Source organism: Stenotrophomonas humi, assembly GCF_001431415.1.
GTDB lineage: Bacteria > Pseudomonadota > Gammaproteobacteria > Xanthomonadales > Xanthomonadaceae > Stenotrophomonas > Stenotrophomonas humi.
Genome location: NZ_LDJI01000004.1, coordinates 177,293 through 190,057 on the forward strand (window position 1 = coordinate 177,293; position 12,765 = coordinate 190,057).

Consider the following 12,765-nt stretch of genomic DNA (forward strand, 5'->3'; position numbering starts at 1 on the left):
CAACCCTGTCGCCGTTGCCGGCGGCAGGAGTTGGCACTGCTTGGGTACAGGCTCCGGCGGTCGGGGGACCGGCCGGAGCGCATCAGGCAACCTTAGTGGATGACCGGAGCTTCGGCAGCGGCATCGGCCGTTGCGGTGGCTTCCGCTGCAGCATCGGCGGCGGCGTCCTTGCGGTTGCTGTTCGGGGCGGTAACGTCGGAGCCCAGGTCGGTGGTTTCCAGCTCGAACACGCCCTGCTGGCTGCCGAGGCTGGTGACCGCGACGATGTAGCGGCCCGGGCGCAGGTCCAGGATCAGCTGGGCGTTGGTGCCGTTGCCACCGTCATCGTCCTCGGCGTCCACGCCGGGGCCGGTGATCTTGAGCACCGAGTCGAAACCATCGGCGATGGCGTCGAACTGCACCTGGCGCGGGCTGTCCACGTTGAGCACGAAGGTGCGGCGACCGCGCGAATCCATCATCGACTGTGCCGGCTGGCCGATGGTCAGGGCGGTGCCGTCGCGGGTGACTAGTCCATTGGGGGTCGGGGTGAGTGCGACGCTGAGCTTGAACGAGCCGGTGTTGCTGTTCACCGACGAGGCGCCGATGGTGTACTCGCCGGGTTCCAGGAAGGTGCGGATGCGGGCGTTGAGCTGGCCGCCGTTGTCGTCGTCCTCCACTTCCACGTTGCGGCCGGTCAGCTTCAGGAAGGCATCGAACGCACTGGATTCCAGGGTGATGGAGTACAGGCCCGGCTTGTCCACCTTGAGCTTGTATTCCTGCTTGTCACCGACCAGCCAGTCGATGGCCTGGCTGTCGGCGCCCAGCGGCTTGCCGTCATACGGCACCACCTGGGCGGTCTTGAGCTTGAACGGGCCAAAGCTCTGTGCACCGGCGCTGTTCACTGCGACCAGGTAGGTGCCGTCCTTCGGGGCACGGAAGGCGAGGCTGACCGAGCTGCCGCTGGAGTCGCCTTCGCCGGAACTGCCGGAGCTTGCATTGGCCAGCATGCTCTGGCCGTCGAACACGGCCAGCTGGCCGCTGAGCGCACCGCCCAGTTCGAGCGACACGGCTTCGCCGTTCTTCAAGGTCATCTTGTAACCCTGGTGGCGGCTACCGTCGTTGTAGTTGAGGCTGCTGGAAGAGGTGATTTCACCGGATACGGTGTCACCGACGGCCAGTTTCGGGGAATTGTCGCCGCCGGCGACGCCCCCCAGTTTCTGGCAGGCAGCAAGCGCAAGTGTCATCGAGACAGCAGCAAACAGGCGGGCGGGGCGAGTATTCAAGCAGGACGTCCTTCGATTGGTGAGGGGGTTTCCGTTCCCCGCATGGGCGGGTCCGGTCGCGATTCTAACGGTAACCGGCGTCTATTCAGTGAGAATGCCCGGGGCCTCGGTCCAGGCCGTCAGCGGATGTTAGAATTACCCTCTTGTCTGCCTCATTTTTGATAGACCAACCATGATCGAACTCAACCCCATCCGCCAGCGAATCGCCGATCTCACCGATCGCGTCCTTTCGCTCCGGGGGTATCTTTGACTACGACGCCAAGAAAGAGCGTCTTGAAGAAGTAACCCGCGAACTGGAAAACCCCGACATCTGGAACAAGCCCGAGTACGCCCAGTCACTGGGCCGGGAACGTTCGATGCTGGACAAGACCGTCAGCGGCATTGCCGCCGTGCTGGACGGCATGGACGACGCCACCGAGCTGCTGGAACTGGCCGAGAGCGAGCAGGACGAGGACACCGCCCTGTCGGTGATCGCCGACCTGGACAAGCACCAGGCGCATATCGAGAAGCTGGAATTCCAGCGCATGTTCTCGGGCGAAATGGACAGCTGCAACGCGTTCGTCGACATCCAGGCCGGTGCCGGTGGTACCGAAGCCCAGGATTGGGCCGAGATCATGCTGCGCATGTACCTGCGCTGGTGCGAATCGCGCGGCTGGAAGACCGAGCTGATGGAAGTGTCCGGTGGCGACGTTGCCGGCATCAAGTCGGCCACGTTCCGGGTCGAGGGCGAGTTCGCCTACGGCTGGCTGAAGACCGAGATCGGCGTGCACCGTCTGGTGCGCAAGTCGCCGTTCGATTCGGACAACCGTCGCCACACCAGCTTCACCTCGGTGTTCGTGTCCCCGGAAGTCGATGACAACATCGAAATCGACATCAACCCGGCCGACCTGCGCACCGACGTGTACCGCTCGTCCGGTGCCGGTGGTCAGCACGTCAACAAGACCGAGTCGGCGGTGCGTATCACGCACATCCCGACCAACACCGTGGTTGCCTGCCAGACCGGCCGCAGCCAGCACCAGAACCGCGATACCGCGATGAAGATGCTGGCCGCCAAGCTCTATGAGCTGGAAGTGCAGAAGCGCAACACCGAGCGTGACGCGCTGGAAGCCACCAAGTCCGACATCGGCTGGGGCAGCCAGATCCGCAATTACGTGCTCGACCAGAGCCGTATCAAGGATCTGCGCACCGGCGTCGAGCGCACCGACACCCAGAAGGTGCTGGACGGCGACCTGGATGAATTCATCGAGGCCAGCCTGAAGTCCGGCCTGGAAGCGGGCGCCAAGCGCAGCGACGCGTGATCCCGGGTGGCCCGGCAAGGGCCACCCCTTTGTTGTACGGTGCGGCGAGGCGTTTGAGCTGCCGCACTTTGTTTTTCTCCCCCAATCGAAACCCAATGCCATGAACGAACAGACCCCGGTAACGCCGCAGCCCCCCGTCGACGAGAACAGCCTCATCGCCGAGCGCCGCGCGAAACTCACGGCGCTGCGCGGGCAGGGCATCGCCTACCCGAATGATTTCCGTCGCGAAGACTTCGCCGGCAAGTTGCAGGACGAGTTCGCCGATGCCGACGCCTGGACCGCCGAAGCCCTGGAGGCCACCGGTCGCAAGGTGAAGATGGCCGGCCGTCTGATGGCCAAGCGGGTGATGGGCAAGGCGAGCTTCGCCACCATCCAGGACGAATCCGGGCGCATCCAGTTGTTCCTGCAGGCCACCGCGCTGGGCGATGTCTACGCCGCCTTCAAGGGCTGGGACGTGGGCGACATCATTGCCGTCGAAGGCGGGCTGACCCGCACCAAGACCGGCGAGCTGTCGGTGCGTGCCGACTCCATCCGCCTGCTGGTCAAGTCACTGCGTCCGCTGCCGGACAAGTGGCATGGTCTGGCCGACGTCGAGCAACGTTACCGTCAGCGTTACGTGGACCTGATCGTGACGCCCGAGTCGCGCGAGGTGTTCATCAAGCGATCCAAGATCATCCGCGCCATGCGTGCGTGGCTGGACAACCGCGACTTCCTGGAAGTCGAAACGCCGATGATGCATTACATCCCCGGTGGCGCCACAGCCAAGCCGTTCACCACCCACCACAATGCGCTGGACCTGGATCTCTACCTGCGCGTGGCGCCGGAGTTGTATCTCAAGCGTCTGGTCGTGGGCGGGCTGGAGCGGGTGTACGAAATCAACCGAAATTTCCGCAACGAAGGCGTCAGTACCCGGCACAATCCGGAATTCACCATGATGGAGCTATACGAGGCCTACGCCACGTACAACGAAGTGATGGACCTGACCGAGGGCGTGATCCGCGATGTCGCCCAGCAGGTGCTGGGAACCACCACGGTGGAGTGGGACGGCGTGCAGATCAACCTGGGCCCGGCGTTCCGTCGCTGGCGCATGGACGAGGCGGTGCGTCATCACAACCCGGAAATCTCCGTGGCCGACTGTACCGACCGTGATGCGTTGCTGCGTCATTGCGAGCGCCTGAAGATCCGCGTCAAGCCGTCCTACGGCTGGGGCAAGCTGCTGCTGGAGATTTTCGAGGCCACGGTCGAACACACCCTGATCCAGCCGACCTTCATCACCGATCACCCGGTGGAAGTGTCGCCGCTGGCCCGCGCCAGCGACAGCGAGCCGGGTTATACCGACCGCTTCGAGTTGTTCGTCAACGGCAAGGAACTGGCCAACGGCTTCTCCGAGCTCAACGATCCGGAAGACCAGGCTGCGCGTTTCCAGGCACAGGTAACGGCGAAGGAAGGCGGTGACGACGAGGCCATGCACTATGACGCCGACTACATCCGCGCCTTGGAATACGGCCTGGCGCCGACCGGTGGTCTGGGCATCGGTATCGATCGCCTGGTGATGATGTTGACCGGCCGCGCTTCGATCCGTGACGTGTTGCTGTTCCCGTACATGCGTCCGGAAAACTGATTTCGGTGCAATGTCATGCAGAAAGCCTCCGTGTTTCCACGGAGGCTTTTTTGTTGGATTTCGTCTGGCGGCTTTCCTGGGCGCTTTCCTTTTGCTCCGACAGATCGTCACTCCCTCCTTCGCGGGAATGACGACATGGGGGCGTGCTGTAACGGTCAGGAGCAGCAACCACCCACGCCGACCGCAGAACCTGCTCCCCAAAAAAAAGCCCTCCTGGTGAGGGGAGGGCTTCTATCATTCAATCAGCGAGTCCAATGCCTGATCAGGCTTCCGGCTTGCTGTCGCGCAGCTCGCGGCGAAGAATCTTGCCGACGTTGGTCTTCGGCAGTTCCTTGCGGAACTCGACGATGCGCGGGTGCTTGTAGCCGGTCAGGTTGGCACGGGCGAATTCCTTGACCTGTTCTTCGGTCAGGTTCGGGTCCTTCTTGACGATGACCACCTTCACCACTTCGCCGGACTTTTCGTTCGGTGCGCCAACGGCCGCCACTTCCAGGATGCCGGGCATCATCGCCAGCACGTCTTCGATTTCGTTCGGGTAGACGTTGAAGCCGGATACCAGAATCATGTCCTTCTTGCGGTCGACGATATAGAAGAAGCCCTGCTCATCCATGCGCGCCATGTCGCCGGTATGCAGCCAGCCTTCGGCATCGAGCACCTTGTCGGTTTCATCCTGGCGATGCCAGTAGCCCTTCATCACCTGCGGGCCGCGGATGCACAGTTCGCCGACTTCGCCCATCGGCACCATCTGCCCATCGTCGTTCTTGACACAGGCATCGGTGGAGGGGATCGGTAGGCCGATGGCGCCGTTGTAATCCTTCAGATCGAGCGGATTGATGCAGGCTGCCGGCGAGGTTTCGGTCAGGCCGTAGGCTTCCACCAGGGTGACGCCGGTGACCTTCTTCCACTTCTCGGCCACGGCGCGCTGCACCGCCATGCCGCCGCCCAGTGCGAACTTGAGCGAGGAGAAATCCACGTCGGCAAAGCCGTCGGTATTGAGCAGGCCATTGAACAGCGTGTTGACGCCGGTGATGGCGGTGAAGCGGTTGTTCTTCAGCTCCTTGACGAAGCCCTTCATGTCGCGCGGATTGGTGATCAGGTAGTTCAAACCGCCGAGCTTCATGAAGACCAGACCGTTCGCCGTCAACGCGAAGATGTGATACAGCGGCAGCGCGGTGATGATCACTTCCTCGCCGGCCTTCACGCCCGATGCACCAATCCAAGCCGAGGCCTGCTGCATGTTGGCGATCAGGTTGCGATGGGTGAGCATCGCGCCCTTGGCCACGCCGGTGGTGCCACCGGTGTACTGCAGGAAGGCGATGTCGTCGTGGTCGATTTCCACCACCGGCAGGGTGTGACGCTTGCCGATGTTCAACGCTTCCTTGAAGCGGGTCGCGCTGGGCAGGCGATAGTCCGGCACCATCTTCTTCACGTACTTCAGCACGAAGTTGACGATGGGGCCCTTCGGGAAGCCGAGCATGTCGCCCAGACCGGTGGTGATGACCTGCTTGACCGGCGTGTCGGCAATCACCTGCTGCACGGTCTCGCCGAAGTTGTCGACGACCACCAGGACGGCGACATCGGCATCGACCAGCTGGTGCTTGAGTTCACGGGCGGTGTAGAGCGGATTGACGTTGACCACCGTCAGGCCGGCGCGCAGGATGCCGAAAATCGCGATCGGGTACTGCAGGCAGTTGGGCATCATCACCGCAACACGGTCGCCCTTCTTGAGCTGCAGCTCGCCCAGCAGGTAGGCGGCGAACTGGGTGACCAGCACATCGGCCTCACCGTAGGTGAGCACCTTGCCGAAGTTCGAGTAGGCGGGACGATCACGGAACTTGGCTACGGACGTGTCGAACACGGCCGCGACGGAACGGAACTCGTTGACGTCGATTTCAGCCGGCACGCCAGCCGGGTAGCTCTGCAGCCAGGGACGTTCCTGATTCATCTTCCCCTCCAGGAAATGGATGTGATCTAGTTGGTGATGCCGGCGTTCAGATGCCGGGTCATTGCCGCAGCATACCGTTCCGAATTGAAAAGGCGAAGGGATTAGATGATCCGAACAGTCATCAACTGCATGCTTTGTGCGGTGATTGTGCTTTCCATGGCCGCCTGCGGGCGGGAGCCGCCGGAGCAACGTCTGCGGTTGACCGTTGCTGCAATGCAGGAGGCGGTGGAGAAGGGCCGGCCGAAGGACTTCATGGAATCGGTGGCGGAGGATTTCGTCGGCAATGGCGGGCTGGACCGCGAGGGGCTGGAGCGGCTGCTCAAGGGGCAGCTGCTGCTCAGCCCGAATGTCACGGTGCAGACCGGCCCGTTGTCGGTGGAGATGGGGGCGGGTGATGCGACCACCGCAACGGTGCGCTTCAGTGTCCTGCTGGCCGGCGGCAGCGGGCGCTTTGTGCCGGAGCGCGGCGACATGCAGGAGCTTGTCAGCGGCTGGCGCGAAGAAGATGGCCAGTGGCGGCTGTACAGTGCATCGTGGAAGCCGGTAGGCGCCGACTGACCCTCCAATGCAACAACGGCGCGGGCCACATCGGGCTTGCTGCTCCCGTGCGATCCGCGCCGTTGGATGTTGCGATGATCAGTACAGGACGCGGGTGCGCAGTGTGCCCGGAATGGCGGCCAACTCGTCGCGGATGGCGCCGGCCTGCTCTTCGGTAGCGGCGATGTCGATGACCACGTAGCCGACCTTGGGATCGGTGCGCAGGAACTGACCGTCGATGTTGAGGTTGTGGCGGGAGAAGATCTCGTTGATCTTCGACAGCACGCCCGGCACGTTGCTGTGGATGTGCAGCAGGCGGGTGCTCTGCGCGTGTTCGGGCAGGGTGACTTCGGGGAAGTTGACTGCCGACAGGGTCGAACCGTTGTCGCTGTAGCGCACCAGCTTGGCGGCGACTTCGATGCCGATGTTGTCCTGCGCTTCCAGCGTGGAGCCGCCAACGTGCGGGGTCAGGATGACGTTGTCGTGCGCGGTCAGGGGCGACTCGAACTTGTCGCCATTGCCCTTGGGCTCGACCGGGAACACGTCGACCGCCGCACCGCCGATATGACCCGAACGCAATGCCGCGTCCAAGGCATCGATATCGACCACGGTGCCACGGGCGGCGTTGATCAGATGTGCGCCGGGCTTCATGCGTGCCAGCTGGTCGGCGCCGATCATCCACTGCGTGGACGGGGTTTCCGGCACATGCAGGGTGACGACGTCCGAGCGCTGCAGCAGGTCATCCAGGCTGATGGCCGGCTGCGCGTTGCCCAGCGACAGCTTGGTTTCGATGTCGTGGAAGATCACCTTCATGCCGAAGGCTTCGGCGAGCACGCCGACCTGCGTGCCGATATGGCCGTAGCCGATGATGCCCAGGGTCTTGCCACGTACCTCGTGGCTGCCCGACGCCGACTTGGACCAGCCGCCGCGGTGGCATTCGGCGTTCTTCTGCGGCACGCCGCGGGTCAACAGGATCGCCTCGGCCACGACCAGCTCGGCCACCGAACGGGTGTTGGAATAGGGCGCGTTGAATACCGGGATGCCGGCCAGCTCGGCCGCTTCCAGGTCCACCTGGTTGGTGCCGATGCAGAAGCAGCCCACTGCGATCAGGCGCTTTGCATGGACCAGCACGTCGGCGCTGAGCTGGGTGCGTGAGCGGATGCCGACAATGTGGGCTTCGGCGATGCGTGCCTTCAGTTCTTCGTCCGGCAACGACTTGCTGTACAGCTCGATCTGCGAGTAACCGGCAGCGCGGAAGGTGTCCACGGCGGTCTGGCTGACCCCTTCGAGCAACAAAACGCGGATGTCCTGCTTCGGAAACGAGGTCTTCTTGGGCGACATGTCGGGATCGACGGCACAGATGGGTGGGCCGGTCACTATGCCAGAACATCGGGCACTTTGGTGCGCTGCGCAACGCAGCAAGGCATTGATGGGAAAAGGTTTCATCTGAACTCAGTTGCCGGCCTGCCGACCGAGGCTCTGGCAGCTGGACGGCATGCGGTGTGACTGGCACGCTTGTTGGCTTTCATGCCCCAGAAACACTCGCCATGACCGACCCGCGCCTGCACTCCCTGCAGCAAGCCTGCCCCAGCCTGCGTTTGAAGACCGATCCGTCCGACCTTGAGCATTACGGTCGCGACTGGACCCGGCGCTGGACGCCGGCGCCGCTGGCCATCGCCTTGCCCGCCACGGTCGAGGAAGTGCAGGCGGTGGTGCGCTGGGCGAACGTGGAATCGGTGGCGGTGGTGCCTTCGGGCGGTCGCACCGGTTTGTCCGGTGGTGCGGTGGCGGCCAATGGCGAGCTGGTGCTCAGCCTGGAGCGCATGAACAAGGCACTGGGCTTCGATGCGGTTGACCGCACACTGACGGTGCAGGCCGGCATGCCGCTGGAGGCCGTGCACAACGCTGCGCGCGAACACGGTTTGATCTACCCGGTGGACTTTGCCGCACGCGGCTCCTGCTCCATCGGCGGCAACATCGCCACCAATGCCGGCGGGATTCGCGTTATCCGTTATGGCAATACCCGTGAATGGATCGCCGGGCTGAAGGTGGTGGCCGGCAATGGCGAACTGCTTGAGCTCAACAAGGGGCTGATCAAGAACTCCAGCGGTTACGACTTCCGCCAGCTGATGATCGGCTCGGAAGGCACCCTGGGCATCGTGGTCGAGGCAACGCTGAAGCTGACCGATCCGCCGCCGACCAGCAACGTGATGCTGCTGGCGCTGCCGTCATTCGAAGTATTGATGCAGGTGTTCTCGGCGTTCCGCGAGAAGCTGCAGCTGGAGGCATTCGAGTTTTTCACCGACCGCGCCGTCCATCACGTCACCGCGCACGGTGCCCAGTACCCGTTCGAGGAAATCCACCCGTACTACGTGGTCACCGAATACGCCTCGGCAGATGAAGCCGGAGAAGCCGCGGCGATGGCGGCGTTCGAGTACTGCATGGAACAGGGCTGGGTACTGGATGGCGTGATCAGCACCAGCGAGGCGCAGGCGCAGCAGCTGTGGCGCCTGCGCGAAGGCATCACCGAATCGGTGGCACGGTACAAGCCATACAAGAACGACGTGTCGGTCAGGATCTCGGCGATGCCGGCGTTCCTGGCCGAGTCGCAGGCACTGATCAATGGTGCCTATCCGCACTTCGAGGTGGTCTGGTTTGGCCACATCGGTGACGGCAACCTGCACATCAATGTGCTCAAACCGGACGACACGTCCGATGCGGAGTTCCTGACGCAGTGCGAACAGGTCACCAAGCTGCTGGCGCAGGTGTTGCATCGTTTCCACGGCAGCATCTCGGCGGAACACGGCATCGGCCTGGTCAAGAAGGCCTACCTGGACAGCACGCGTGGTGCGGCCGAGATCGCGCTGATGCGCGGGGTCAAGCGTGTCTTTGATCCGAATGGATTGATGAACCCGGGCAAGCTGTTCGACCTCTGAACTGAGGCCACATCGCGCAGACCGGAATGATCTTCCGGCCTGTGTGGAATGGAGGGCACTCTATCGGGCCGGCCTACTGCCGCGGCAGCTCGATAACGAAACGGGTTCCGCCGATGCTGCTCGGCATGCAGCCGATGGTGCCGCCATGCGCGTCCACAATGGCCTTGACGACGGCGAGGCCCAGGCCGCTGCCACCGCCCTGGCGCGAGCGTGAGCTGTCACCGCGCATGAACGGGTTGAAGATGTGCGCCTGCAGGGACGGCTCGATGCCGGGGCCTTCGTCTTCGATCACCACCTGCACATGCTCGGCAGCATCGTGGATGGCAATGCGCACACGACCAGGGCTTGCGTAACGCCGTGCGTTCTCCAGCAGCGCAAGCAGCGCCTGGCGCAGACGTGTGGGATCACAGTAGGCCGGGTGTTCCTCGCGGCTGGTTTCCATTTCCAGCACGAACCCGGCGCTGCGGAAGCCCGGGTCCACCAGGGTCATCACCGAATGGACTTCCTGCACGACATCGTTGCGGGCGCGATGCACTTCCAGGCGGCTGTTGTCGGCCAAACTCAGTACGCGCAGGTCTTCAATCAGGCGTGATAGCCCCTCCACCTGGGACAGGAGGCTGTGGAACTGTGCTTCGTCCGGTTGGAACACGCCTTCGGCCAGGCCTTGCAGACGCCCACGCAGAATGGTCATGGGCGTGCGCAGCTCATGGGCAATGGCCGCATGCCACATGCTGCGTTCGGTCTCCATATGCTGCAGCCGTGCGGCCATGGCGTTGAAGTCTTCAGCCAGCAGCGCGACTTCGTCGGGCGAGTCGTCGCTGACGCTGGCACGTACGCCCAGATCGCCATCGGCCAGCGCGCGGATGCTGTCCAGCAGCGAACTCAATGGCGACAGGATCCGATGGGCAAGGCGGATCGAGGCTGCGATGGCCAGGGTCAATCCGAGCAGCGTCACCCCCAGCATCCAGGCCAGCTCCGGGCCGGTGGGCATCCAGCCCTCCGGTTCCAGCGTGGTGCTGGCCGGGTAGAACTCCATCAGGATGGCATAGAGCAGGTAGGAAGACAGGATCATCATCACGATGACGCTGAGGACCATCATCGACATCGAGACGATGATGTGACGACTGAGACCGGTACGACGCATCAGCGGTCTGCCATCAGCCGGTAGCCGACACCACGCACGCTGGCCGGGACGTTGCCCAGCCCGACCTCGTCGAGCTTGCGCCGCAGCTTGCTGACGTGGCTGTCGACGGTGCGCTCCATCGCCTCGCTTTCGGGCAGGCATTCGTGCATCAACTCACTGCGGCTGAAGATGCGCAGCGGCGCGAGCGCCATGCGGTGCAGCAGCTTGAACTCGGTGAGGGTGAGCAGCAGTTCGTGGCTGTAGCCTTCTCCCTCGACGTGCACGGTGTGCGCCAGTGTGTCGATCATCAATGGCCCGACCCGCAATGCCGAAGGTGCATCCTGGCGCGGCGCCCGCAGCGTGCGCCGCAACACCGCACGTACCCGTGCGGCGACCTCGGCAGGGTTGAACGGTTTAACCACGTAGTCGTCGGCCCCCATGCGCAACGCGGTGAGCTTGTCCAGGTCCTGGTCCAGGGCCGTGAGCATGATGATCGGTGTGTCGCCGCGTTGCCGCAGTTGACGGAGCACGCTCCATCCATCCAGGCCGGGCAGTTGCACGTCCAGCAGTACCAGGTCCGGGCGAGCGCTGCGGTGCAGCTCCAGCGCGGTAGGGCCGTCGAGCGCACGCAGGGTACGCAGCTGCTCGCGTTCCAGGTAGGCAGCGATGATGTCGGTGATTTCGGCTTCGTCCTCGACGATCAGGACGAGCGCGTCGTGGGTGCGATCCCAGGGAGCCGCAGTGGCGGCAGAGTCAAATGCGGGCATGCAGGGCAGAGTGCCGGAAGGTGCTTGCCTCCATCGTATCTCCACACTTCCTCCATCGAAACCCCATCAACGGCGCGCAGACTGCGCGCTTCACGAACCATGCCGGTCTACGGCTCAAGTACAGCAATGAGAACCTTCTGGAAACCGGCCACGCTGATCGTGGCCCTGGTGTTGGCCATGACGGCCTGTTCCGAACCCGAGCCGGCGCCAGCGGCAATACCCAAGGTCAGCATCGTCACCGTGGGTACGCAGGTGGTGCAGCGGGATGATGAGTTGCAGGGCCGCGTCACTGCACTGCGTACCGCGCAGATCCGTGCCCAGGTCGGTGGCATCGTACTCAAGCGCCACTTCGAGCAGGGTGCTGAAGTGGTGGCCGGGCAGGCCTTGTTCCAGATTGATCCTGCGGCGTTCCGTGCGGAGGTCGAGTCGGCAGCGGCGGCGCTCCAGCGCAGCGAGGCAGCACAGGCCCATGGCCGGGTCCAGTATCAGCGCCTGCGCGCATTGGCTGACGCGCAGGTGGTGAGTCGCCAGCATCGCGATGATGCGGATGCCGAGTATGGGCAGGCACGGGCGGCCGTGGCCGAAGCGCGCGCGATTCTGGCCCGGCGCCAGCTCGACCTGCGGCATGCCACCGTGAGCGCACCGATTTCAGGTCGTATCGACCAGGCGCTGGTCAGCGAAGGAGCGTTGGTGGGCGCGGCCGATGATGCGCCGATGGCGGTGGTGCAGCAGATTGACCAGGTCTATGTGGACGTGCGTCAACCCGCTTCGCAGCTGGATGCATTGCAGCGCAGTGCTGCCGATGGACAGGCGATGGCCGTCACCATCCTGGGTCCGGGCGGCAAACCGCATGAACAGCGGGGACAGTTGTTGTTCTCCGGGATCAACGTGGACCAGCGGACCGGCGATGTGATTCTCCGCGTGCTGGTCGACAACCCGCAGCGACGCCTGCTGCCGGGCATGTTCGTACGTGCCGTGGTGCCACGCGGTGCGCCGATCCGTGCGGTCATGGTTCCGCAGCAGGCGGTGATGCGCAGTGCCGGTGGGCAGGCGTATGGCTGGGTGGTGGGTGATGACGGCAAGGCGGTGATCCGCACGCTGCAGCTCGATGGCAGCGTCAACAGGCAGTGGTTGGTCAGTGCCGGTTTGAACACCGGCGACCGGCTGGTGGTGGAAGGCCAGGAGCGTCTGCAGGAGGGCGCAGTCGTGCAGACACAGGGCTGGCAGCAACCCGCGGCAATCGCTGTTTCAGGCAGCGCTGGCAAGTAATTTCCTT

General features: G+C 63.7%; 10 protein-coding genes. 5 read left to right on the forward strand and 5 right to left on the reverse strand.

The window, feature by feature from the left end:
• Positions 1–92 precede the first annotated feature (92 nt).
• The gene (locus tag ABB26_RS02180) at positions 93–1,262 is read right to left on the reverse strand and encodes a pre-peptidase C-terminal domain-containing protein (protein WP_152982507.1); all 1,170 of its coding nucleotides are present in this window, start codon (positions 1,260–1,262) and stop codon (positions 93–95) included.
• A 172-nt stretch (positions 1,263–1,434) separates the two neighbouring features.
• Between ABB26_RS02180 and prfB the strand changes: the two genes are divergently transcribed.
• A protein-coding gene (gene prfB / locus ABB26_RS02185) for a peptide chain release factor 2 (protein ID WP_152982508.1) occupies positions 1,435–2,560 on the forward strand; the annotation gives its coding sequence in 2 pieces (ribosomal slippage) (positions 1,435–1,509 and positions 1,511–2,560; 1,125 coding nt in all).
• Between the two features lie 100 nt (positions 2,561–2,660).
• On the forward strand, positions 2,661–4,181 hold the full coding sequence (lysS, locus tag ABB26_RS02190) for a lysine--tRNA ligase (RefSeq protein WP_057631933.1): 1,521 nt from the start codon (positions 2,661–2,663) through the stop codon (positions 4,179–4,181).
• 262 nt (positions 4,182–4,443) lie between these two features.
• On the opposite strand, the gene ABB26_RS02195 is transcribed toward lysS, so the two are convergent.
• Positions 4,444–6,126, reverse strand: coding sequence for a long-chain fatty acid--CoA ligase (locus ABB26_RS02195; RefSeq protein ID WP_057631934.1), 1,683 nt, complete (start codon positions 6,124–6,126; stop codon positions 4,444–4,446).
• A 105-nt stretch (positions 6,127–6,231) separates the two neighbouring features.
• Between ABB26_RS02195 and ABB26_RS02200 the strand changes: the two genes are divergently transcribed.
• The gene (locus tag ABB26_RS02200; RefSeq protein WP_245626112.1) at positions 6,232–6,684 is read left to right on the forward strand and encodes a Cif family virulence factor; all 453 of its coding nucleotides are present in this window, start codon (positions 6,232–6,234) and stop codon (positions 6,682–6,684) included.
• A gap of 78 nt (positions 6,685–6,762) precedes the next feature.
• Here the strand turns inward: ABB26_RS02200 and serA are convergent, their stop codons facing one another.
• Positions 6,763–8,004 (reverse strand): phosphoglycerate dehydrogenase, encoded by a 1,242-nt coding sequence (gene serA / locus ABB26_RS02205; protein WP_057631936.1) that lies wholly within the window; start codon positions 8,002–8,004, stop codon positions 6,763–6,765.
• 206 nt (positions 8,005–8,210) lie between these two features.
• On the opposite strand from serA, the gene ABB26_RS02210 reads away from it, so the two are divergent.
• Positions 8,211–9,599, forward strand: a complete 1,389-nt coding sequence (locus ABB26_RS02210) for an FAD-binding oxidoreductase (RefSeq protein ID WP_057631937.1) — start codon at positions 8,211–8,213, stop codon at positions 9,597–9,599.
• A 73-nt stretch (positions 9,600–9,672) separates the two neighbouring features.
• Here the strand turns inward: ABB26_RS02210 and ABB26_RS02215 are convergent, their stop codons facing one another.
• Together ABB26_RS02215 and ABB26_RS02220 are read right to left on the reverse strand one after the other, a co-directional pair.
• Complete coding sequence (locus ABB26_RS02215; RefSeq protein WP_057631938.1) at positions 9,673–10,743, reverse strand: ATP-binding protein; 1,071 nt, start codon at positions 10,741–10,743, stop codon at positions 9,673–9,675.
• Positions 10,743–11,489 (reverse strand): response regulator, encoded by a 747-nt coding sequence (locus ABB26_RS02220; RefSeq protein WP_057631939.1) that lies wholly within the window; start codon positions 11,487–11,489, stop codon positions 10,743–10,745. Before ABB26_RS02220 ends, ABB26_RS02215 begins: the two co-directional genes overlap by 1 nt.
• A gap of 126 nt (positions 11,490–11,615) precedes the next feature.
• Here ABB26_RS02220 and ABB26_RS02225 point away from each other — a divergent pair, with 126 nt between their 5' ends.
• The gene (locus ABB26_RS02225; RefSeq protein WP_057631940.1) at positions 11,616–12,758 is read left to right on the forward strand and encodes an efflux RND transporter periplasmic adaptor subunit; all 1,143 of its coding nucleotides are present in this window, start codon (positions 11,616–11,618) and stop codon (positions 12,756–12,758) included.
• The last annotated feature ends 7 nt before the right edge of the window (positions 12,759–12,765 follow it).